This is a genomic window from Actinoplanes palleronii (assembly GCF_016862315.1).
In the GTDB taxonomy this organism is placed as follows: Bacteria; Actinomycetota; Actinomycetes; order Mycobacteriales; family Micromonosporaceae; genus Actinoplanes; species Actinoplanes palleronii.
This window is the reverse complement of record NZ_BOMS01000074.1, coordinates 1-20,438: the sequence shown is the minus strand read 5'-3', so window position 1 is coordinate 20,438 and position 20,438 is coordinate 1. Positions and strand designations below refer to the sequence as shown.

Below are 20,438 nucleotides of genomic sequence, written 5' to 3'. Positions count from 1 at the left end.
CCATAACGGCCACCAGACCCAGCCCAACACACCCGGCTGGCCACAGCGGCCCTTATGAACCCGCCATAACGGCCACCAGGGCCAGCTCGATGTGCGCGGCTGGCGGTGGTGGCCGTTATGGGTTCAGTGTGATGACTCCCGCAGCCGGCCGGTGCCCATCTTGATCTCGGGCCGCTGTCACCCGGCGGGGACCATGGCGCCGTCGCGGCGAACGGGAGCCGGATGGGCTGCGGGAACGCTGCTCGACCGCGCAGGCCGGCCGGGGAGCCGGCCCGCCGGGGTGATCACTACCGGCCGCGGCCGGTCTTCTCCTGGAGTTCGTCGATCTGCTGGGACGCCTCGGCCTTGGTCAGGCCGTCCGGGACCTCCTCGTGCGCCTCGGTGGCGAGGGTGTTCAGGTAGGACTCCTGCGCACCGGTCGCCGGCTCGTCGCCGGTGGTCCAGTCCGCCGGATCCTTCACCCGGTTGTCACCCGTGGTGGTGTTCTGCGCGTCAGTCATGTCGCATCCTTCCGATCCGGTCTTCGAACGCCCGTGCTACTACCCACCGATCCGGCCGTCACACACGCACCGTCACTCCATGCGGTGACGGCAGCCGTCTCGCCGTCGTGGCGGCAACCGGTGGCATCAGGCTGGGCAGATGACGGTTTCCCAGGCCCGACCCTCCGTCGCGGCGACAGCGACGGTAGCGGCAGCAGCACTCGCGGCGACCTTCCTGCTCACCGCCGGCGCGACAGCCGCCCAGGCCGCGAAAGCAGCCCGGCCAGCAACTCCCGCCCAGGCCGCGGCAGCGGCAGCGGCAGCGGCAGCACAGGGCGCGACCGGTGCCGCCGCCCTCCGGCCCCGCCCGCAGCACCTGACCGACAAGCAACGCTCCAAGCTGCTGGACGCCACCCGCCGGTTCCGTGACGTGCGGCAGGCGATCGAGGCCGGCTACCTGCCCACCGAGGACTGCGTGCCGGGCATGGGCCTGCACTACGCGCACCCGCAGCGCTCCGCCGACCCGCGGATCGCCCCGGAGAAGCCGGAGATCCTGCTCTACCTGCCCGGCCCGCACGGCACGGTCCGGCTGACCGGCGTCGAGTACTTCCGCGCCGACGCCGACGGTGACCTGCGCACCGACCGCGACCGGCCGAACCTTTTCGGTCACCCGTTCAACGGCCCGATGACCGGTCACGCGGTACCGGCCGGTGCCCCGCCGATGCCGGTCCACTATGACCTGCACGTGTGGCTCTACGAGCGCAACCCGGACGGCGAACTCGCCACCCTGAACCCCACGATCACCTGCCGCTGACCCGACGGAAGATCAACACCCGGCCGGGGAAGCGAAAGATCAACCTCTGGCCGGGCCCGAGGAAGGAACGACACCACCGGAAGGCAGCACCCGCCGGAAACGACCGCTCTAAAGACGCGTCAGGAGACCGGCGACCCGGCTGGACGGTGAGAGGACAGCCCCCGGCGGCGACCCCACGACCGGCACGGCCGGGAAGCGTCGCGGCCTAGCCGTCGGCATCGGGATCTCCGTCGGCTCCACCCGGCGTGGAATCTCATACCCCGCCGGCGAATGCGGCGCCGACGGCCCCTGCGGCCGCTCATCGAGCGCGGCGAACGCTCCGCCCGCCGCGGCCGCCAGCGCCACCGTGACGAGCGCCGCCCACACACCGTGAGCACGCCGGGGCTTCGTCATCGGGGGCATCTGACCCATGGCCGGCCCCATCGGCGTCACCGGAGCGAACCTGAGCGGGCCGCCATCCCCATCAGATGGCCGAGGACAGCCGGGCCGTCCGTGCGGAGCGCGTCGTGCTGGTACCCATCGGCCACCCAGGCCCGCAGATTGCCGACCTCGGCGGCGGTCCAGAGCGACAACTCGGCCGGCACGTAGACGTCGTCGGGGTAGACCGCGGCGAAGACCGGCACCCGGTTGTCCGCCAGCCGGTCCCGGTCGTAGAGCGGCGGCCAGTCGACGGTGGCGGCCAGCAGATCGGCCGCGCCGGCGAACGGGCGCAGCGCGGCGATCTCCCGGAACATCCAGGGGTACATCATCTCGCCGGTGAACAGCAGCGGGTCGGCGCCGGCGTCGAACTCCGGGTGGTCGTGCCGGGCGCGGTCCGCGGCCCAGGCCGTCGGCGGGCCGCCCTGACCGAAAGTGCACTCCTGCAGCGCGGCGAACGGCACATCGGTGAACGCGGTCTGCCGCCACACCTCGGCCAGGAACGTGTCGGAGAGTTCCGCGCCGTGCCAGGCCTCGTCGAGGATCCAGTGCAGCTGGGCGTACCCGGTGCTGAGCCCGAAGAGCATCCCGAGCAGGCGGAACCGGTCGACGGTGAGCCGGTCGCCGTCCGGCAGCCGCACGTCGTTGTCGGTCAGATGGTCGGCGATCCGGCGGACCGCGGCGGCGGCGTCCGGGAAGGTCCGGTAGAACTCCGCGTTGCGGGCCGCGACCTTCGGGTAGGTCAGGGCGTACACGTCGTCGGCGTGCGCGGTCAGGCCGGGCAGCCCGCCGGTGATGTAGCAGGTGCGCAGCGCCTCCGGGGCGGCCGACAGGTAGGTGAGGGTGAGGAATCCGCCGTAGCTCTGCCCGAGGGTGTCCCAGCGGGCGCCGCCGGCCACTGTCGCCCGCAGGATCTCCGCGTCGGCCACGATGCTGTCGGCCCGGAAGAGCTTCAGGTACGCCGCCAGGTCCGCGTCATCAAAACCCTTGACGGTACGACCGGTCAGCGGCGTGCTCCGCCCCGTCCCACGCTGGTCGAGCAGCAGCACCCGGTGGGTGCGCACCGCGTGCCCGAGCCAGCCGTCCGCGCCGAGTGGCCGGGGCGACTTCCCGCCCGGCCCGCCCTGCAGGTACAGCAGCCAGGGCAGGTCGTCACCGGCCCGGTCGGCGGCGACCACCTCCCGGGCGAACACCTCGATGGCCGCGCCCCGGGGCCGCCGGTGGTCCAGCGGCACGGGCACGGTGTGGTCGGTGAAACGCAGTCCCGGGTGAGCGATCACGGGGCCACGGTAGTAAACGGACTCCAACCCTCAGCGGTAGTGCCCGTGGTGCCGGTAGTGGCCGTGGTGGCGGTAGTGCCCGTGGTGCGCCGGTCCGGCGTGGTACTGCGGGCCGTACTGCGGATAACCTGGCGGCGGGTACCCGGCCGGCGGGTAACCGCCGTACGGATAGCCGCCGTGCCGGCCGAGCTTGTGGTGCACCGAGCGGAGCATGCTGTGCACGAGCGGGTTGTGGCTGTGATGTGCCCGGCGCTCCAGCTTCGACGCGACCATCGTGAGAACCATTCGCTTGAAGAACCCCACGCGACTCTCCCTACCAGCTGGAAGGACGGAACCAACCAGCTCGAACGTTGCCGTCAACGTTAGCCGGACGAGTCCAGTGGCTGCCGGGAGCGAAGTTCGCCGATCCTCCGTTCCGGGTTCGGCGCGGCCTCGGCCAGGGTCTTGGTGTACTCGTGCTGCGGGTTGAGGATCACGTCGTCGGCCGGGCCGCGTTCGACGATCGCGCCGCGGTACATCACCAGGATCTCGTCGGAGAAGTGCCGGGCGGTGGCCAGGTCGTGGGTGATGTAGAGGACGCCCAGGTCCTCCTCGCGCTGCAGGGTGGCGAGCAGGTTGAGCACACCGAGCCGGATCGAGACGTCCAGCATCGACACCGGCTCGTCGGCGATCAGCACGCCCGGCTCCGGGGCCAGCGCGCGGGCGATCGCGACGCGCTGCCGCTGACCGCCGGAGAGCTCGTGCGGGCGCCGCTTCGCGACGTTCCCGGCGGGCGTGAGCCGGACCCGTTCCAGCAGCTCATGCACCCTTCTCTGCACCTCGGCGGCGGTCATCCGCGGATGGTGCAACCGGATCGGGCGGGCCAGGTGGTGACCGATCGTGTGATAGGGATTCAGCGACGCAAAAGGATCTTGAAAAACCATTTGCACGGTACGGCGGTAAGCCGCCAGCCCCGCACCGCGCCGGGCCACCGGCTCGCCGTCCAGGCGGATCTCCCCGCTCGTCGGCCGCTCCAGCTGCAACAGCAGCTTGGCCACCGTGGACTTGCCGCTGCCGCTCTGGCCGACCAGCGCAACGGTCTTGCCGTGGTCCAGCGTGAAGCTGACGTCGTCGACGGCGCGCAGCGTGCCGGTCCGCCAGCCGTCCCGCAGCCGGTACTCCTTGCGCAGGTCGCGCACTTCCAGCGTGGTCACGACGCCTCCACCTCGACCGCGTCCAGGGCGAGCAGCCGGTCGTCCATGGCGCCGCGGACGAACGAGCCGCGGTCGCCGGTCAGGCTCGGGAACGACGCCAGCAGCTGCTTGGTGTACTCGTGCTTCGGGTTGGTGTAGAGCTCGGCCGCGCCGCCCAGCTCGACGATCTCGCCGCTGCGCATCACCGCGATCCGGTCGCTGATCTCCAGCAGCAGCGGCAGGTCGTGGGTGATGAAGATGACCGCGAAGCCGAGCTCGTCGCGCAGCCGGGTGATCTCCCGGAGGATCTCCCGCTGCACCACCACGTCGAGCGCGGTGGTCGGCTCGTCCATGATCATGACCTGCGGCTCCAGGGCCATCGCCATCGCGATCATGACGCGCTGCCGCATGCCGCCGGAGAGCTCGTGCGGGTAGGAGCCGAGCCGCTTGCGGTCGACCCCCACCCGTTCCAGCAGGTCACCGCAGCGCTGCCGCCGCTCCTTCTTGCCCATCTCCGGCCGGTGGGTGGTGAACACGTCCTCGAACTGGTCGCGGATCGAGATCACCGGGTTGAGCGAGTTCATCGCACCCTGGAAGACCATCGAGATCTTCTCCCAGCGGTTGGCGCGCAGGTCCTCGGCGTGCAACTCGTTCCAGTCGATCTCGTGGCCTTCGCGCGAGTGGAAGACGGCGCGACCGCTCGTGATCACGGCGGGCGGCTTCAGCAGGCGGACTATCCCGTACGCCAAAGTGCTCTTGCCGCAACCGCTCTCCCCCGCCAGACCAAGGACCTCGCCCCGGTGGAGTCGGAGGTTCACGTTCGTGACCGCGTGCACGACCGGGTCCACCAGATAGTCCACGCTGAAGTTCTCGATGCTCAGCACCGGCGGGTTCACAGCGTGGCCTCCTTCGCCTTGCTGAGCTGCTCGCGGGACATCCGCCAGCCCTTGCGCGCCGACCTCGTCTGGTTGCGCAGCTTGGGGTTGATGATCTCGTCGATCGAGAAGTTGATCAGCGAGAGCGCCGCGCCGAACAGGGCCAGCATCAGTCCCGGCGGCACGAACCACCACCACGCGCCGAGCCGCAGGGCAAGGCCGTTCTGCGCGTAGTACAGGATGGTCCCCCAGGTGAACGAGCCGCTCGCGCCGAGACCGAGATAGGACAGCCCGGCCTCGCCGAGGATCGCGAAGATCACCGCGAACACCACCTGCGAGGCGAGCAGCGGGATCAGGTTGGGCAGGATCTCCACGGTCAGGATCCGCCAGCGTTTCTCGCCGGCCACCCGGGAGGCCAGCACGTAGTCGCGGTTGCGCAGGCTGAGTGTGTAGCCGCGGAGCACCAGCGCGGACGCCGCCCAGCTGGTGATCGCCAGGACGATGGAGACCAGCCAGATGCTCTTGTCCGGCACGTAGCTGGAGATCACGATCACCAGCGGCAGCCCCGGAATGACCAGCATGATGTTGGTGAACAGCGAGAACAGCTCGTCGACCCAGCCGCCGGCGTACGCACCGACCACGCCGAAGAAGCCGGACAGCAGCAGGGTCAGCACGCCGACCACGGCGCCGACGGTCAGCGAGCCGCGGGTCCCGTACGCGAGCTGCGCGAGGACGTCCTGACCGGTCTGTGTGGTGCCGAGCCAGTGGTCGGCGCTCGGCGCGCTCAGCCCGATGTCGTTGACCAGCCGGGGGTCCTGGGTGACGAACGGGCCGATCAGTCCGAAGAGCACGATCGCCCCGCCGATGACAAGTCCGGTCGCCAGCTTGGTGTTGGAGAGCCGGATCCTTCGTACCCTCGTGGTCTTGCCTGCCTCGGCGACCGAGGCCAGTTCGGTGGTCATGGTCATGGCTGCCCCCTCAGGCCCGGGCTCGGGTGCGTGGGTCGATCACCGAGTAGAGGAGATCGACGAGCAGGTTCGCGCCGAGCACGGACAGCGTGATGACCAGGAAGATGCCCTGCATCAGGGCATAGTCGTTGCCGCCCACCGACTGCAGCAGCGCCGAGCCGATGCCCGGGTAGGAGAACACCGCCTCGGTGACGATCGAGCCGGCCACCACGAACCCGAGCGAGATGGCGAACCCGGAGACCGACGGCAGGATCGCGTTGCGGGCCGCGTACCCCCGCATGATCCGGCCGGGGCGCAGGCCCTTCGCCTCCGCGGTGAGCATGTAGTCCTCGGAGAGGGTGGACACCATCATGTTGCGCATGCCGAGCATCCAGCCACCGACGCTGGACAGCACGATGGTCAGCGCGGGCAGCGCGCCGTAGTAGAGCACCGAGCCGAGGAACGGGCCGTTCCAGCCGACCGTGACGTTGTAGACGTCGTACCCGCCGTTGAGCGGGAACACCGGCCAGACGCTGCCGAGCGTGAAGAGCAGGATCAGCGCCAGCCAGAAGTACGGCACGGACTGGAACATCGTGGTGACCGGGATGAGGCTGTCCAGCCAGGAGCCCCGCTTCCAGCCGGCGAGGGTGCCGAGACCCACGCCGACCAGAAACGAGATGACCGTGGCGAGGCCGACCAGGCCGATCGTCCACGGCAGGGTCTGCTCGATGATCGAGCTGACCGACGCCGGGAAGAAGACCACCGAGGTGCCCAGGTCACCGTGGGCCAGCCGGCCCAGGTAGTCGAGGTACTGGGACCAGAGCGGCTCGCCACTGCTGGTGCCGAGCAGGGCCTCGGTCGAGGCCCGCATCTCCGGGGAGACCGGGCCGTGCTGACCCAGCTTCGAGAGCAGGATCTCGACCGGGTCGCCGGGCATCAGGCGCGGGACGAAGAAGTTCACCGTCAGCGCCGCCCAGAGGGCGACCAGGTAGAACCCCAGCTTGCGGAGCAGGTATCGCACGGCCGGCGGCCCTACTTCGCCGGTTCGATGGTGCTCAGCACGATGCCGTTGTCCCACTGTTTCCAGGTGGCCGGCAGCGCGTACTTGTTGTCGTTGGTCGGCCAGCCGGTGGCGTTGGCGGTGCTGAACTCGGTGAGCATCGAGTTCACGTAGATCGGGATGTACGGCAGGTCCTTGACGATCTCCTGCTGGATGACCGTGTACTGCTGCTTCTGGACCGTCTCGTCGTTCGTACCCGCCGCGACCGCGACCGCCGCGTCCACCTTGGCGTTCTTGTACCGCGCGTAGTTGCCGCTGAGCCCGGCCGCCTCGCCGACCTTCGCCGTGGTGGTCGAGGAGTACTTCAGGTACGTGGAATACGGGTTCGTCGACGCACCGAGGCCGATCGAGTCCAGCGACAGCTGGAACTTGCCCTGCACCTGGTTGTTGTTCCACTCCTGCCAGGCCACCTGGGTCGGCTTGAGCTCGATGCCGATCTCCTTGAGCTGCTGGGTCATCGCGTCGTTCAGCGAGATGTAGTCGCTCCAGCCGGTCACCGTCTGGATGGTCAGCGACAGCTTCTCGCCGCCCTTGGCGCGGATCCCGTCACCGCCCTTGGCCCAGCCGGCCACGTCCAGCAGCTGGTTCGCCTTCGCGACGTCCGGGCCGCCCGGGGTGGTCAGGTTCGCCGGGTCGGCGATCCAGGCCTTGTCCCGCTCGGGCAGCAGCATGGTCGGCGACGCGGTCTCGGCGAAGCCGCCACCGGCCAGCTTGTTCAGCTGGTCCCGGTTGAGCGCCCAGTAGATCGCCTGACGGACCGCGGTGTCGGTCTGCGGTCCCTTGCAGCCCAGGTCGGCGCTGGCACAGGTGAAGATCGACGTGGTCAGCGCCGGGGTGTTCACGTAGGTCAGGTTCTTCTGGTTCTTGATCAGCTGGTCCAGGCCGGGCAGGAAGCTGCTCATCCAGTCCACCTGGCCGGCGGTGAGCGCGGCGCTCGCGGCGTCCGCGGTGGCCAGCGCGATGTACCGGACGTTCTGGATCTTCGGCTTGCCCTGCTGCCAGTAGGTCGCGTTCTTCTCCATCACGTAGCTCTGCGCGGAGAACGTCTTCAGCTTGTACGGCCCGGTGCCGACCGGGTTCGGGTTGATCGACTTGGTCGGGTCGGTGATCTTCTCCCAGACGTGCTGGGCGACGATCGGGGTGTTGCCGATGACCGAGGCCTCGTCGGTGAACGACGGCTTCTCGAAGGTCAGCACGGCGGTCTTGTCGTCCTTGGCCACCGACGAGACCAGCTTGAGGCCGGTCGCGTTGATCGCCGGCGTCTTACGGATCAGCTCGAACGTGTACGCCACGTCCTTGGCGCTGAACGGCTGCCCGTCCGACCACGTCACCCCGTCCCGGGTGGTGATGGTCAGGACCTTGCCGGCCGCGTCCCACGCGTACGCGGTGGCCAGCAGCGGCTGCGGGTCGGCGGTCGAGGCGAAGTTGTAGTAGTAGAGCGGCTCGTAGATCAGGCCGTTGGTGGGCTGCAGGAAGTTCGGGATGAACGGATTCCACTGCTCCACGATGGTGCCGGTGGAACCGTTGAAGATCGTGATGGAGCTGTTCGCGGCCTTGTCGCCACCGTTCGCCTTGGAACCGCCGTCACCGGAGCAGCCGGCGACGACCAGGGTCAATGCGGCGGCCGCGGCCACCACGGCGCGGGGGCGACGGCCCCGGCGGGTAAGGATGTCCCACATGTGCGGATACCTCGATCATCAGCGCCGCCGTTCTCGGACGGCGGTTCTCGGTCCGGTCACCCGCGCGTGCCCAGCCCACCGCGAGATTCACCTTTGACGGGGCCATTATTAAGTGGCTTAAGTTTGCAATGTCAAGAGCGGATGTCGGGTCGTCGCTCGGTGCGTCATTTCCCGACACGTGCCGAAACCAGGAGGCGTTGGATGGCTGTTCACACCGTTTTGTTCACCGGCGACAGCATCACCGACAGTGGACGGCGCGACGATCCGGACGGCCTGGGCGACGGCTACGTCCGGCGGCTCGCCACCGCACCGGCCCTGGCCGGCGCCCGGGTGGTGAACACCGGGATCAGCGGTGACCTCTCATCTGACCTGGCCGTTCGCTGGGCCGGCGACGTGCTGGCGCACGCACCGGCGGTGCTGTCCGTCCTGATCGGCATCAACGACGTGTGGCGGCGCTACGACGGCGCCGGGCGGGTGACCAGCGCGGCGGCCTACGAGTCCACCATGCGGGACACCCTGAACACGCTGTCGCCGGACGTCCGGCTGGTGCTGATCGAGCCGTTCGTGCTGCCGGCCGACCCGATGCAGCAGCGCTGGGAGGCCGAGGACCTGGGCCCGAAACGCGCCGTGGTGCGGTCCCTGGCCGCCGCCCACGGAGCGGTCATCGTGCCTGCTCAGGACATTCTGTCCGCGGCCGCGAGCCGGGAGGGCTCGGCCGCGCTGGCGCCGGACGGGGTGCACCCGAGCGCCCGCGGCCACCAGCTGCTGGCCGAGGCGTGGCTGGCCGCCGTACCACCGGAGTGGTTGCGCCCCTGACCGCCCGGGAGCGCTTCCACCACGCCGCGCGTCGATAGAGTCCCGGGATGTCCTCCACGCCCTGGCACGACTTCCGGCCCTCACCCCGGGCCCGGATCGGCGCCTACGGCGCGATGGTCGTCGCCCCGCTGCTGCTCGGGCTGGCCGGCTGGTCGGCGTGGGCGGGCGGGCTCGCCGCGGCTGCGGCGTTCGGCGCGATCGGCCTGTGGTTCGCTCACGTCGCCGGGCTCGGCGCCACGCTCTGGCTCCGGCCGCACCGCCGGTCCCGGGCACTGCCGGCGCCGGCCCCGATCGACGACGGGTCGCCCGGGCTCACCTTCCGGTACTCCTGGTGGGCCTACTACTGGCAGGGTGCCGTGCTCGTGCTGACCAGCGCGCCGTTCCTGCTGCTCGGGCTCGCCGGGCTGACCTCCGGCGACACCGCCGAGGCGGTGTTCGGAGCGGTCCTCGTCGCGGGCGCGCTGCTGCTCCTGGCCGTGCTGTTCCGCGTCCTGCGGCACGCGCCGGGACGGCTGAGCCTGACCCCGGCCGGGGTCTATCACCGCGGGCCGGGTGGTGGCCGGTTCGTGCCGTGGGACGCCGTGCTGGACGTCCGGGCGGACGGGACCGGTGCCCAGCCGACGATCGAGGTCCGGGCCGCACCGTCGGACCGGTCCCGCTCCGGCACGCGCAAGGACAACCGGTCCCGCTTCACCGCGCGCCGGGCCGAGCGGTCCACGGCGCTGACCGTGCCGGCGGCGTGGCCGGCCGCCGCACCGGAGACGGTCTACCGGACGCTGCGGCACTATCTCCGGCATCCGGCGGATCGCGGTGAGTTGTCCGGAGTGGCAGCCGTTGCACGAGTCCGGCAGCAGCGCTTGAACTGATCGGTCTCGATCCCCGTACCTCTGAGCACACCCCGGGGGGACCGGAAGAGGAACAGCTGATGAGCGATCGCCCACGCTTCGAGCTCGACATCCTGAACACCATCACCGACTGTCTGCGGCGCGCCAACGAGGTGGCCCGGCGGGTCACCGGCCCGGAGCGCCCGCGCCCGGCCTACTCCGGCGCGGAGCCCGCAGTGCCGCTCGTCCGCCGCGTCCGGCGGGCCCGATGACCCTCTACTTCGATCTGCCGCGCACCACGGCGGTCACCGCCGAGCCGTCACCGTGGCAGGACTACCGGCCGTCGCCGCGTCTGATCCACGCGGCGGTCGGCAGTGGTTTCCTGGCCGCCGTGGTCCTGGCCGCCGGCGTCTGGTCGGTCGTCCTCGGCGACACCGGCGCGGCCCTGGCCTGCGGCGTCGCCGTGCTGATCCTCGGGCACCTGTCCGGGCTGCTGCTGAACCTGTGGGTCCGCCCGCACCACGCCGGCGACCGGATGCGGATCACCCGGATCGACGACGGCACACCCGGCCTGACCTTCACCTACTCCGGGCGGCTCTACTACTGGTACGCCGGTTTCCTCGGCCTGGTCACCCTGGCCCAGCTGAGCCTGGCCGTCCGCACCCCGGTGCTGGCGCTCGGCGCGACGCTCACCGGTGCCGCGCTGTTCCTGCTGCTGCGGCACGCGCCCGGACGGCTCGCGCTGACCCCGGACGGCATCTACCACCACGGCGTCGGCACCCGGCACTTCGTGCCCTGGCAGGCGGTCCGCGACATCCTGCCGGGCGAGCAGGCCCGGATCCCGGTGATCGCGGTCCCGGCGGCCGGCCACCCGGCGACCCGGATCCGGCGCTCGGTGTTCCCGGCCGCCCGGACCCTGACCATCCAGGTGCCGTGGCTGGCGGCGGATCCGGCGCTGGTGCTGCAGACGCTGCGCTGGTACCACGCGAATCCGGCACACCGGTTCGAGCTGTCGTACCAGATCGCGGTCGACCGGGCCCGGCAGCGGACCTGGTACCTGCACTGATTCCTACGATGCCGCCGAACGGCGGCGGAAGATCGTCCAGTGGAAGACGCCGATCATGAGGCCGCCGCCGATGATGTTGCCCAGGGTGACCGGCGCCAGGTTGTGCAGCAGGAAGTGCGACCAGGTCAGATCCGCGAAGTCGGCCCGGTGGAGCCCGGCGCCGCTCCAGAACTCGGTGCCGGCGCCGCTCTTGATCAGCAGGCCCAGCGGCACCAGGAACATGTTCGCCACCGAGTGTTCGAAGCCGGTCGAGACGAAGAGCGCGACCGGCATGGTGACGGCCAGGACCTTGTCGGTGGTGGTCCGGCCGGAGTAGGCCGCCCAGACCGCCAGGCACACCATCAGGTTGCACAGGATGCCGAGCACGACCGCCTCGAGCACGGTGTGCTGCACCTTCACCAGCGCGCCACTCAGCACCACCGCGCCCCAGGCGCCGTTCGCGTGATGCCAGACGCCGCCCAGGTAGACCAGGGCCACCATGGTCGCGGCGCCGAGGAAGTTCGCGACGTAGACGACACCCCAGTTCCTGAACAGCCGGCCCCAGGTGATCCGGCCGCTGGCCCGCGCGGTGAGCGTCAGCGTCGACGACGTGAACAACTCCGCGCCGGTCAGCACGACCAGCACCAGCCCGGTGGCGAAGACCACGCCGCCCAGCACCTTCGCCCCGCCCGACCAGGTGAGGCCGGCCGCGCCGACCTGGCTGGTGACGTAGAAGACGAAACCGAGCGCGATGTATCCGCCACCGGTCAGGCCGAGCAGAAAAGATTTCCGCGGGGTGCTTGTGGCTTTGGCGTACGCGGCGTCCTCGGCCGCCTGCGCCATTTGCGCCGGACTGAGCATGAACGGCTCTGTGGTAATGGCCATGACGCCGATCGTAAGCCGGGCCGATCAGCCCTCCGCGGCAGCCCCACAGGCGTTCTGACCTGCGAACACCCCGAAAAGACGACATGCGTGACCGGCGGCTCTGGCGAACCGGACCATGGCATTGTCGCGGCGGGAAGAACGGCCCCCGAAGAACGGGACCAATGGTTTTCAGGGGTGCCGGAGAATGGCCACCAGGAAGTCGGCGTCCGGGGTGAACGGCCGCAGATCCCAGGTGCTCAGCAACAGATCCGGGGTGAGCCCCGCGGTGGTGACGTCGGCCAGGAACTCGTCGAACGGGTACCCCCGGCCGGCGCCGAACCCGATCGCCGCGCGGCCGCCCGGCGCCAGGTGCCCGGCGAACCGCCGGAGGATCTCGACCCGGGTTTCCGGGTCCGCGAACGTCATCACGTTGCCGGCGCAGACGATCGCGTCGAACGGCGGGCCGGGCAGCGACAGCTCGGACAGGTCACCCACCAGCCACCGCGGGCCGGGATGGTCGGCGATCGCGGCGGCGATCAACTCCGGGTCGAGGTCGACGCCGGTGACGTCGTGCCCGGCCGCGGCCAGGTGGGCGCCGACCCGGCCCGGGCCGCAGCCGGCGTCCAGGATCCGGACGCCGCGCGGCACCAGCGCGTCGACCAGCCGGGCCTCGCCGACCAGGTCCTGGCCCTCGGCGGCCAGGTCACGGAACCGCTTGATGTACCACTGAGAATGCTCCGGGTTCTCGGCACGCTGGCGCAGCCACCCGTTCTGGGACGTCACGGTCCTCACCCTAGATCGCCGCACCGCCGTCGTTCCCGGCAGCCGGGACCGCGGTGGATACTCGACCGATGCGTGACGTCCGAGCCGGGCTGGCCGACGTGGCCCGCCGCGCCGGCGTGTCACCGGCCACCGCGTCCCGCGTGCTCACCGGCGCCGGCCCGGCCTCGGCGGCGAGCCGCTCCGCAGTGCTGGCGGCCGCCGCCGAGCTGTCCTACCGGGCGCATCCGGTGGCCCGGCGACTGGCCCGCGGTGCCGGGACCCGGGTGGTCTTCGCGGTGCGGGACGCCCGGGCCGGCATCCTGCGGGACCCGTTCGTCACCCGGGCCGCGGCGGCGATGGCGAGCGTGCTCGATGCGTACGACATCGGTCTCTCCCTGCGGCACGTCGGCCTGGAGTGCGGAGCGGACCTGGTGGAACTCGCGGCCGATCGCGGGCTGGCCGGGCTGGTGCTGGCCGGGCACGACGACGCGCTGCTCGGCCACCTGCCGGCGGGGCTGCGCGGGCGGACGGCGGCGATCGGCGCGGGCGGTGCCGACGTGGACAGCGCGGCGGGCGTGGGCGCGCTGCTGACCCACCTGTACAAAACCGGTCGCCGCCGGATCGCGCTGGTCGCCGGTCCGTCCTGGCTGGCCGCGTCCGCTCCCCCGCTGGCCGCCTACACCGCGCTGACCCGGGCGGCCGGGCTGCCGCCCCGGGTCGTACGCGGGGATTTCACCAGCGACCGCGGGCGCGCCGCGGCCCGGACCGTGCTGCGGCGCTGGCCGGACACCGACGCGATCGCCACGGTCAGCGACGCGACCGCCCTCGGGGTGCTGCAGTTCCTGGCCGAGGCGGGCGTGCGGGTCCCCGGCGACGTCGCGGTGACCGGTTTCGACGACATCCCCCTGGCCGGCGCGCTGCATCCGGCGCTGTCCACGGCCACCCACCCGGTCGAGGAGATCGCCGCCGCGGCGGTGCGTGCCGCCCTCGGCGAGCCCGCGCCGGTCACGCTCTTCCCCAGCCGGCCGGTGCTGCGCACGACCTCTTGCGGTGGAAGCGCTTCCACGGCCTAGCCTGCCGGACGTGCCTGAGATTCGCTCCTACCGGCCGGCCGATCGGCCCGCCGTCTACGACATCTGTGTCCGCACCGCGGCGGCCGGCGAGGACGCCCGCGGGCTCTACTCCACCGACGACCTGATGGGCGACCTGTTCGCCGGCCCCTACCTGCACCTCGAACCGGAGCTCGCGTTCGTCCTGGACGACGGCGGCACCGCGGTCGGCTACGTGCTCGGCACCGCGGACACCACCGCGTTCGTCAAGCGGTTCCGCGACGAGTGGATCCCGTGGCTCGGCGACAAGTATCCGGCGCCGCCGGAGCCGCCGCGCACACCCGAGCAGGACATGGTCGCGCTGCACTTCGCACCGGAACGGATGATCGTCCCGGAGCTGGCGGCCTACCCCGCCCACCTGCACATCGACCTGCTCCCGGCTTACCAGGGACGCGGGTACGGCCGGCGGCTGATCACCACGTTCCGCACACAGGCCCGGGCCGGGATACACCTCGGCATGGTCACCGCGAACGTGCGCGCTCGCGGTTTCTACGACCGGCTCGGCTTCACCGAGCTGCCGGTACCCGACCCGGGTCCGCTGACCTATCTGGGGCTGACCGGTCTAGATGAGGGGCTCTGACGGGTCGGCCTCGGGGAGCTGCACCTCGCGCAGGTGGCGGTTGTGGCGCGGCTCCTGCTTGGTCTTCGAGTCGTTCAGCTTGCGGCGCAGGTCGTCACGGACGTCCATGATCGCGGCGTGCAGGTCCTCCTCCGAGGAGGTGGTGACGATCTTCTCCCGGCCGCTGATCCAGCACTCCAGGGTGACCTTCTGGCCGCGGGCCTCGCGGTCCTTCACCATGATCTCGAGCTCGGTGGCGTCCGCGTGGAACGCGGCCAGGCGCGCGTCGAGCGGGCCGAACTGCTCGGCGATCCAGTTGCGATCACCCTGCGTGAAGCCGGCACCCATGCGCAAGCACTCTTCGACGGTGGCCGGGTTCGCGACTGCAGTCATCAAATCCTCCTGAGTCCGGTGAGAACGGGACACCCCTGTTCTACCCAGGTGATCAATTCTGAATCCGGTCCAGCAGTCGCAAACCGGTGTCGATCACCTCGTCGGTACCCCATTCGAGGGCCGGGGACTGCACGGAGACCTCGGTGACCGCGTGCCCCGGGATCTCGGTGTCGCGCCAGCCACCGGTGAACCACACCTTCTCCTCCTCGGCCAGCAGCAGCCCGGCGTCGTTGAGCAGGGCCGCCGGGTGCGGCAGCCAGAGGCGGAACTGGTGGGTGTGCGGCGGCTGCGGGAACACCACCGCGCCGGGCAGCTGCGCCAGGGCGGCGGCGATCGTGCGCGCGTGCCGGACGTACTCCGGGACCCGGGGCAGCTCCCGGTCCAGGCCGACCAGGGCGCTCAGCACCGCCGGCCACTGCTGGAAGAGCTGGCCGCCGTAGCGGTGGCGCCACAGGCGCGCATACGCGGCGAGGGCGGTGGTCCCGGTCAGCGCCGCGCCGCTGAGACCGCCGAGGGTTTTGTAGAAGCTGACGTACGTACTGTCGGCGCGTCCGGCGATCTCCGCGAGCGAGTGCCCGAGGTACGGCGCCGACTCCCCCAGTCGCGCCCCGTCCAGGTGCACCCGCGCCCCGCTCGCGTGGGCCGCCTCGCACACCTCGGCCAGCTCCGCCCAGGTCGGCAGCACGAACCCGGCGTCACGCATCGGCAGCTCGAGCACCACGGTGCCGACCGGCTCGGGCAGCGCGGCGATCTCGGCGGCCGTCGGGTTGCGCGGCGCCGTGGTCGGGTGCACCGAGCGCAGGCCGGTGAGGTCGGCGTAGGCGCGGCGCTCGTGCATCTCCTGGTGGCCGAGCGGGTGCAGGGCCACGGTCGAGCGGCCGGTGAGGTCGGCGCCGTACCGGATCGCCACCTGCTGCGCCATCGTGCCGGTCGGGAAGAACACCGCGGCCTCGGCGCCGAGCAGCCCGGCGACCCGTTCCTCGAGCTCGCCGACCAGCCCGTCGCCGTAGTAGTCCGGCATCAGCTCCGGCCCGGCCGCCTCGCTCAACTCGGCGAGCCGCTCGCGCAGACTCTTCGGCCGCACCCCGTCGAGAATCCGGTCACATCCTCGCATCGCGGCGATCCGCCGCACCCGCACATCGTCAGCCACCGCCGGATGATCCCAGATTTCCCGGCTGGCACCGTCACCCACCCATCTTGTACGATCGTACTTGTACATACGTACAAGATGAGGTGTTAGCAGTGCCGTACGTCCTTCTCGCTCTCGCCATCGGCGCCGAGCTCCTGGCCACCAGCCTGATGAAAGCCACCGACGGCTTCTCCAAGCTCTGGCCCACCATCGCCGTTCTCGTCGGATATGTCGTCTCGTTCGTCGCGCTCGCCCAGGCGATCAAAGGCGGTCTCCAGGTCGGCATGGCCTACGCGATCTGGTCCGCGGTCGGCACCGCGGCCATCGTGGCGATCGGCGCGGCCTTCCTCGATGAACCGGTGACCCTCGCTAAGGTGGGCGGCATCATTCTGATCATCGCGGGAGTCGTCGTGCTCAACCTGACCGGCGCGGAAGCGCATTGACCGAACGCCGTACCCAGCGCGCCCGTGACCCGCAGGCGCGCCGGTCCGCTCTCGCCGTGGCCAGCATGGAGGTCATCGCCGAGGCCGGGGTCGGCCGGACCACGCACCGGGCGGTCGCCGCCCGGGCCGGTCTGCCACTCGGCGCGACCACGTACTACTTCCCCACCCTGGACGACCTGATCGCGGCCGGGCTCCGGCACGCGGCCGACCAGCTGCGCACCGACCTGGACGAGTGGGCGCAGCGGCTGGCCGACGCACCGGACATGCCGGCCGAGCTGACCACGCTGACCGAGGAGTACCTGGCCGACCGCCAGCAGGTCCGGATCGAGTACGAGCTGTGCGTGGCCGCGGCCCGGGACGCCGCGCTCCGGCCGATCGCGGAGACCTGGATGGACGGGCTGCCGGACATCCTGGCGCCGTCGGTGGGCGCGGCGGCGGCGCGGGACATCTGCGCGCTGCTCGACGGGATCATCCTGCGCGCCCTGGTCACCGAGACCGACCTGGACGCCACCGGCCTCACCGACGCGATCCGCCGCCTGATCCCGTAGATCCCCCGCTCCCGACCGCCCGCCGGCCACGGTCCCGGCTGGCTCCCAGGGGTGCCTCACCCACCTCGAGACACCCCTCACGACCAGCCGGGGACCCGGCGGCGGACAGCGGTCTCGGGACCCGCGAGCCTCGAGACCCGCGAGCCTCGGGCCTCGGGGCAGGCACCTGAGCCGCTGGACGGCGGGCTCGGGTCAGCGGGGGTTGAGCAGGGCTCGGACGCCGTCGACATACGTCCGGCGGTCGATGCCGCCGATCAGGATGCTCTGCAGGATGTAGCCCTGGATGAGGCCGAGGATGGCCGCGCCGACACCGGCCGGATCCGCGTCGGCCGGGAGCTGACCGGCGGCCTTCGCGCGTTCCGCGGCGCGCACCGCCCGCTCCCGGATCCGGGCGTAGATGCCCCGGACGATCTCCGCGATCTCCGCGTCGTGGGTGGCCTCGCCCCAGATCTGCACCGCGATCCGTACCGTCTGATCCGCGTTGATGCTCGCCTCCACCCGGGCGATCACCTCTTCCAGGAACACCGGGATGGGCGGGATCGGGTCGCTCTCCAGCAGCCGGTCGATGATCCCGGTGACTTCGCCGATCTTCTCGCCGGAGATCGCCGCGATCAGCTCGTTCTTGCTCTTGAAGTAGCGGTAGAACGCGCCGACCGACAACTCGGCCTCTTTGATCACGTCCTGCATCGAGGTCTGGTGGAAGCCGTTGCGCACGAAGCAGCGGGTGGCCGCGTCGAGGATCTGCTGGCGGCGGGCGGCGAGGTGGGCTTCCGAGACGCGGGGCACCCGGCCAGCCTACTCGCGGAACGAACGGTCGTTCTCCGACGCGGAGTTAGGATCCGACCATGAGCGACCGACCGCCGCTGGCCGAGCAACTCGACATGACGCCACACCCGGAAGGCGGTTGGTTCCGGGAGACCTGGCGGTCACCGCACGCTTTTTCACCCCAGGGGTACGACGGGAGCAGAGCCGCCGCGACCGCGATCTACTTCCTGCTGCACCCGGGTGAGGTGTCCGCGTGGCACGTGGTGCGCTCCGACGAGCTGTGGTTCTGGCATTCCGGTGGCCCGTTGACGCTCACCCTGGGCGGCGCCGGTGACCGGCCGGGCGTCGAGGAGCCGCTGCTGCTGGGCGCGGACTTCGCCGGTGGGCAGCAGCCGCAGTTGCTGGTCCCGGCCGGGTGCTGGCAGACCGCCACACCGGCCGGTGACGAACCGGTCGTGGTGAGTTGTGTGGTCGCGCCGGGCTTCGAGTACGCCGACTGGCGCCTGCTCTGAGCTGACTGCTGACCGCGGAAAGCCGGCTGGATCGCGCCGGCCGGCTCCCGATGCGGTCGGGTCAGCGGGCCAGGCGCAGGTGGCCGGCCTGATAGACGACCGTGCCGGCGTCGTCCAGTTCGAACGTGGCGGCCGGGCCGGTGCCGGTGACCCGCAGCCGGTTCGGGCTGACCAGGTGGTAGGTCACCGTCCCGGGCACCACGGCCAGGGACGGCACCCGCACCCGGACGACCGGGACGGTGACCGGACCGGACTTCACGGTCAGGCCGAGCTTGCGGATCGTCCAGGAGACGAAGATCGGGGAGTCCGAGAGGTGCGGCAGCGCGGCCGGATCGATCGTGTCGAGCTGCTCGGCGCCGGGCGCCGGCAGGTCGCCCGCGTCACCGGTCTGCTCGACCCGGCAGGCCCAGGCGCCGTCCGCGCGATCCAGCCACAGCTCGCGGCTCCAGCCGTCACCCTGCGCGGTGACGTGCAGCGCGGTCACTTCGGACGTCGCGGCCAGCTCGGCCCGCCAGTTCAGCGTGTAGGCCCGCGACCCGGCCACGATCGCCGAGCCACCGGGCTGCGCTCCCCGCGGAAACACCAGCTCGGTGCCGACCGTGTCGGTCCGCTGCCAGGTCAACGGGGTGGCGGGCACGTCGGCGCGAGGCCGTTCCGCCAAGGCTGGTCCCCGTGCGCCGGTCATGGTCATAGCGCCTCCTTTGCCGCTCCCCGAAATTCCCATACTTGCATTGCGCAAACGTCTGCGGCGGGTTATCCACCCCACCGGAGCACACCCGGTACAACCTTGGGTTGACGCGCGCTCACCATCGGGTAAAACCCTCGATGCCGAGCTGCCACAGACGACACCGGCGGGCTGCCCCGCGGGTGTGTCGCACACCATACGTCCGCTCTGGACCAGGCGATCCGCGGGGTCCACCCCCAAGATCACGATCAGGAACGAGCGCGGTCAGGACGGTTCCGCGGAGGCCGACCAGCCCAGCCACCAGTCGGGTTCGCCGACCTCGCCGGCGGCCGCAGCGAACGCGGTGAGCGTCTCGGTCACCGCGGGCTGCCACGTGCCGGCGGTCGCGGCGACGATCCGGACCAGCTCGGCGCGGCGGGCCGCGAGCACCCGGTCGACGACGTCCTGACCGGACCGGGTCAGGCCGAGCCGCACCACCCGCCGGTCACCCGGGTCGGGCATCCGGAAGATCAGGCCTTTGCGGACCAGCCGCTCGCACATCCTGGTGCCGGTGGACGGGTTGACACCCAACTCCTCGGCGATGTCGCTGCTGCGCTGCGGCCCCCGCACGGCCAGCACCACAAGCGTCCGGAACTGCGGCAACGTCACGTCCACGCCGACCGACGCCAGCGACCGCAGGGTCAGCCCGACAAACGCCCGACTGGCCAGCATCAACGCCTGCACCGCCGACTCGTCGGCACCGAGCCCGCGGCCGGCCTCATTGCCGGAGCGGCCGCCCTCATTGCCGGAACCGCCGGAACTGCTGGAGCTGCCGGAACCGCTGGAGCTGCCGGCGGCGCCGCGGTCGGTGGCAGCGGCACGCCGGTGGGGGCGTTTCACTGCTGGGGCACGATCGGCGGCGGGCCGGGAGACGGCTTCGGGGAGGTCGGCGGTCGAGGGGCGCTCGCCGGTGCACGGCGAGCCGGGGACCTGCATCAGATCAGCATGCCACCACCATGGGTAGTCGCTCACCCACCACAGGGTGGGACATCGACCTGCATCGGGGTCCGCCGCGCGTCAGGCGAGGCGGAAGATGGCGACGACGGCGCCGCAGCAGAGGACGGCGAGGGCGGACATGGCCGCGAGCACCGCCAGCGCCGAGCGGGAGGCTCTGGACGGCCGGGCACCCACCAGGAGCGGCACCGTCACCTGCACCTCGGCCACGGGTGAGGGCAGCGGCTCGGGCGCCTCGGGCGGAGGCAGCGGCAGAGGCGCGGGCACC

Annotated in this window: 25 protein-coding genes and 1 pseudogene; 10 read left to right on the top strand and 16 right to left on the bottom strand. The window is 71.2% G+C overall.

Annotated elements, in window-relative coordinates:
- Positions 1–287: 287 nt before the first annotated feature.
- The gene (locus Apa02nite_RS24660; RefSeq protein ID WP_067684528.1) at positions 288–500 is read right to left on the bottom strand and encodes a DUF3072 domain-containing protein; all 213 of its coding nucleotides are present in this window, start codon (positions 498–500) and stop codon (positions 288–290) included.
- A 139-nt stretch (positions 501–639) separates the two neighbouring features.
- Between Apa02nite_RS24660 and Apa02nite_RS24655 the strand changes: the two genes are divergently transcribed.
- The gene (locus Apa02nite_RS24655) at positions 640–1,293 is read left to right on the top strand and encodes a hypothetical protein (protein WP_203827092.1); all 654 of its coding nucleotides are present in this window, start codon (positions 640–642) and stop codon (positions 1,291–1,293) included.
- Between the two features lie 428 nt (positions 1,294–1,721).
- Here Apa02nite_RS24655 and Apa02nite_RS24650 read toward each other — a convergent pair whose 3' ends face one another.
- The 7 genes from Apa02nite_RS24650 to Apa02nite_RS24620 all read right to left on the bottom strand — a co-directional run bounded on the left by Apa02nite_RS24650 (position 1,722) and on the right by Apa02nite_RS24620 (position 8,723).
- Positions 1,722–2,990, bottom strand: a complete 1,269-nt coding sequence (locus tag Apa02nite_RS24650; RefSeq protein WP_203827091.1) for an alpha/beta fold hydrolase — start codon at positions 2,988–2,990, stop codon at positions 1,722–1,724.
- Between the two features lie 30 nt (positions 2,991–3,020).
- Positions 3,021–3,263, bottom strand: a complete 243-nt coding sequence (locus tag Apa02nite_RS24645; protein WP_203827101.1) for a hypothetical protein — start codon at positions 3,261–3,263, stop codon at positions 3,021–3,023.
- Positions 3,264–3,352: 89 nt separating this feature from the next.
- Positions 3,353–4,183, bottom strand: a complete 831-nt coding sequence (locus Apa02nite_RS24640) for an ABC transporter ATP-binding protein (RefSeq protein ID WP_203827090.1) — start codon at positions 4,181–4,183, stop codon at positions 3,353–3,355.
- Positions 4,180–5,058, bottom strand: a complete 879-nt coding sequence (locus tag Apa02nite_RS24635; RefSeq protein WP_067684538.1) for an ABC transporter ATP-binding protein — start codon at positions 5,056–5,058, stop codon at positions 4,180–4,182. Before Apa02nite_RS24635 ends, Apa02nite_RS24640 begins: the two co-directional genes overlap by 4 nt.
- A complete protein-coding gene (locus Apa02nite_RS24630) occupies positions 5,055–6,005 on the bottom strand; it encodes an ABC transporter permease (protein ID WP_203827089.1) in 951 nt (316 codons plus the stop codon). Before Apa02nite_RS24630 ends, Apa02nite_RS24635 begins: the two co-directional genes overlap by 4 nt.
- Before the next feature lie 10 nt (positions 6,006–6,015).
- Positions 6,016–7,005, bottom strand: coding sequence for an ABC transporter permease (locus Apa02nite_RS24625; RefSeq protein WP_067684542.1), 990 nt, complete (start codon positions 7,003–7,005; stop codon positions 6,016–6,018).
- 11 nt (positions 7,006–7,016) lie between these two features.
- Entirely contained in the window at positions 7,017–8,723 is a 1,707-nt protein-coding gene (locus Apa02nite_RS24620) for an ABC transporter substrate-binding protein (RefSeq protein ID WP_203827088.1), read from the bottom strand.
- A 201-nt stretch (positions 8,724–8,924) separates the two neighbouring features.
- Between Apa02nite_RS24620 and Apa02nite_RS24615 the strand changes: the two genes are divergently transcribed.
- From Apa02nite_RS24615 to Apa02nite_RS24600, 4 genes are read left to right on the top strand one after another with little or no spacing between them, the layout of a single operon-like run.
- On the top strand, positions 8,925–9,539 hold the full coding sequence (locus Apa02nite_RS24615) for an SGNH/GDSL hydrolase family protein (RefSeq protein ID WP_203827087.1): 615 nt from the start codon (positions 8,925–8,927) through the stop codon (positions 9,537–9,539).
- A gap of 47 nt (positions 9,540–9,586) precedes the next feature.
- On the top strand, positions 9,587–10,405 hold the full coding sequence (locus Apa02nite_RS24610; RefSeq protein ID WP_203827086.1) for a PH domain-containing protein: 819 nt from the start codon (positions 9,587–9,589) through the stop codon (positions 10,403–10,405).
- Between the two features lie 59 nt (positions 10,406–10,464).
- Positions 10,465–10,635, top strand: coding sequence for a hypothetical protein (locus tag Apa02nite_RS24605; RefSeq protein ID WP_203827085.1), 171 nt, complete (start codon positions 10,465–10,467; stop codon positions 10,633–10,635).
- On the top strand, positions 10,632–11,429 hold the full coding sequence (locus Apa02nite_RS24600) for a hypothetical protein (protein WP_203827084.1): 798 nt from the start codon (positions 10,632–10,634) through the stop codon (positions 11,427–11,429). Before Apa02nite_RS24605 ends, Apa02nite_RS24600 begins: the two co-directional genes overlap by 4 nt.
- Before the next feature lie 3 nt (positions 11,430–11,432).
- Here the strand turns inward: Apa02nite_RS24600 and focA are convergent, their stop codons facing one another.
- Together focA and Apa02nite_RS24590 are read right to left on the bottom strand one after the other, a co-directional pair.
- Positions 11,433–12,293: a formate transporter FocA gene (gene focA / locus Apa02nite_RS24595; RefSeq protein WP_203827083.1), complete on the bottom strand. Its 861-nt coding sequence runs from the start codon at positions 12,291–12,293 to the stop codon at positions 11,433–11,435.
- A gap of 168 nt (positions 12,294–12,461) precedes the next feature.
- Positions 12,462–13,055: a class I SAM-dependent methyltransferase gene (locus tag Apa02nite_RS24590; RefSeq protein ID WP_203827082.1), complete on the bottom strand. Its 594-nt coding sequence runs from the start codon at positions 13,053–13,055 to the stop codon at positions 12,462–12,464.
- A gap of 68 nt (positions 13,056–13,123) precedes the next feature.
- Here Apa02nite_RS24590 and Apa02nite_RS24585 point away from each other — a divergent pair, with 68 nt between their 5' ends.
- Positions 13,124–14,107, top strand: coding sequence for a LacI family DNA-binding transcriptional regulator (locus Apa02nite_RS24585; RefSeq protein WP_203827081.1), 984 nt, complete (start codon positions 13,124–13,126; stop codon positions 14,105–14,107).
- Between the two features lie 10 nt (positions 14,108–14,117).
- Complete coding sequence (locus Apa02nite_RS24580) at positions 14,118–14,723, top strand: GNAT family N-acetyltransferase (protein WP_239164541.1); 606 nt, start codon at positions 14,118–14,120, stop codon at positions 14,721–14,723.
- Here Apa02nite_RS24580 and Apa02nite_RS24575 read toward each other — a convergent pair.
- Positions 14,706–15,095: an HPF/RaiA family ribosome-associated protein gene (locus Apa02nite_RS24575; protein ID WP_203827080.1), complete on the bottom strand. Its 390-nt coding sequence runs from the start codon at positions 15,093–15,095 to the stop codon at positions 14,706–14,708. The genes Apa02nite_RS24580 and Apa02nite_RS24575 overlap by 18 nt on opposite strands.
- A gap of 52 nt (positions 15,096–15,147) precedes the next feature.
- Positions 15,148–16,245, bottom strand: coding sequence for a threonine aldolase family protein (locus Apa02nite_RS24570; RefSeq protein WP_203827079.1), 1,098 nt, complete (start codon positions 16,243–16,245; stop codon positions 15,148–15,150).
- A gap of 92 nt (positions 16,246–16,337) precedes the next feature.
- On the opposite strand from Apa02nite_RS24570, the gene Apa02nite_RS24565 reads away from it, so the two are divergent.
- On the top strand, positions 16,338–16,667 hold the full coding sequence (locus Apa02nite_RS24565) for a DMT family transporter (protein WP_203827078.1): 330 nt from the start codon (positions 16,338–16,340) through the stop codon (positions 16,665–16,667).
- Complete coding sequence (locus tag Apa02nite_RS24560; protein ID WP_203827077.1) at positions 16,664–17,215, top strand: TetR/AcrR family transcriptional regulator; 552 nt, start codon at positions 16,664–16,666, stop codon at positions 17,213–17,215. The genes Apa02nite_RS24565 and Apa02nite_RS24560 overlap by 4 nt, the downstream gene beginning before the upstream one ends.
- Before the next feature lie 192 nt (positions 17,216–17,407).
- On the opposite strand, the gene Apa02nite_RS24555 is transcribed toward Apa02nite_RS24560, so the two are convergent.
- The gene (locus Apa02nite_RS24555; protein ID WP_203827076.1) at positions 17,408–18,001 is read right to left on the bottom strand and encodes a TetR/AcrR family transcriptional regulator; all 594 of its coding nucleotides are present in this window, start codon (positions 17,999–18,001) and stop codon (positions 17,408–17,410) included.
- A gap of 59 nt (positions 18,002–18,060) precedes the next feature.
- Here Apa02nite_RS24555 and Apa02nite_RS24550 point away from each other — a divergent pair, with 59 nt between their 5' ends.
- Complete coding sequence (locus tag Apa02nite_RS24550; RefSeq protein WP_203827075.1) at positions 18,061–18,492, top strand: cupin domain-containing protein; 432 nt, start codon at positions 18,061–18,063, stop codon at positions 18,490–18,492.
- Between the two features lie 61 nt (positions 18,493–18,553).
- On the opposite strand, the gene Apa02nite_RS24545 is transcribed toward Apa02nite_RS24550, so the two are convergent.
- The 3 genes and pseudogenes from Apa02nite_RS24545 to Apa02nite_RS24535 form a co-directional block, all read right to left on the bottom strand.
- On the bottom strand, positions 18,554–19,153 hold the full coding sequence (locus Apa02nite_RS24545; protein ID WP_203827074.1) for a putative glycolipid-binding domain-containing protein: 600 nt from the start codon (positions 19,151–19,153) through the stop codon (positions 18,554–18,556).
- Positions 19,154–19,441: 288 nt separating this feature from the next.
- Positions 19,442–20,188 carry a MarR family winged helix-turn-helix transcriptional regulator gene (locus tag Apa02nite_RS51190; RefSeq protein WP_239164540.1) on the bottom strand — a complete coding sequence of 249 codons (747 nt, stop codon included), beginning with the start codon at positions 20,186–20,188 and terminating at the stop codon, positions 19,442–19,444.
- A gap of 45 nt (positions 20,189–20,233) precedes the next feature.
- Positions 20,234–20,438, bottom strand: a pseudogene (locus Apa02nite_RS24535) (copper resistance protein CopC); the annotation flags it as partial.

Bases quoted from the DNA above. Each gene is read 5' to 3' on its own strand.
- Apa02nite_RS24660 (WP_067684528.1), bottom strand. From the start codon at position 500: ATGACTGACGCGCAGAACACCACCACGGGTGACAACCGGGTGAAGGAT.
- Apa02nite_RS24610 (WP_203827086.1), top strand. From the start codon at position 9,587: ATGTCCTCCACGCCCTGGCACGACTTCCGGCCCTCACCCCGGGCCCGG.
- Apa02nite_RS24550 (WP_203827075.1), top strand. From the start codon at position 18,061: ATGAGCGACCGACCGCCGCTGGCCGAGCAACTCGACATGACGCCACAC.
- Apa02nite_RS24620 (WP_203827088.1), bottom strand. From the start codon at position 8,723: ATGTGGGACATCCTTACCCGCCGGGGCCGTCGCCCCCGCGCCGTGGTG.
- Apa02nite_RS24655 (WP_203827092.1), top strand. From the start codon at position 640: ATGACGGTTTCCCAGGCCCGACCCTCCGTCGCGGCGACAGCGACGGTA.
- focA (WP_203827083.1), bottom strand. From the start codon at position 12,293: ATGGCCATTACCACAGAGCCGTTCATGCTCAGTCCGGCGCAAATGGCG.
- Apa02nite_RS24605 (WP_203827085.1), top strand. From the start codon at position 10,465: ATGAGCGATCGCCCACGCTTCGAGCTCGACATCCTGAACACCATCACC.
- Apa02nite_RS24645 (WP_203827101.1), bottom strand. From the start codon at position 3,263: ATGGTCGCGTCGAAGCTGGAGCGCCGGGCACATCACAGCCACAACCCG.
- Apa02nite_RS24630 (WP_203827089.1), bottom strand. From the start codon at position 6,005: ATGACCATGACCACCGAACTGGCCTCGGTCGCCGAGGCAGGCAAGACC.
- Apa02nite_RS24600 (WP_203827084.1), top strand. From the start codon at position 10,632: ATGACCCTCTACTTCGATCTGCCGCGCACCACGGCGGTCACCGCCGAG.
- Apa02nite_RS24615 (WP_203827087.1), top strand. From the start codon at position 8,925: ATGGCTGTTCACACCGTTTTGTTCACCGGCGACAGCATCACCGACAGT.
- Apa02nite_RS24585 (WP_203827081.1), top strand. From the start codon at position 13,124: ATGCGTGACGTCCGAGCCGGGCTGGCCGACGTGGCCCGCCGCGCCGGC.
- Apa02nite_RS24575 (WP_203827080.1), bottom strand. From the start codon at position 15,095: ATGACTGCAGTCGCGAACCCGGCCACCGTCGAAGAGTGCTTGCGCATG.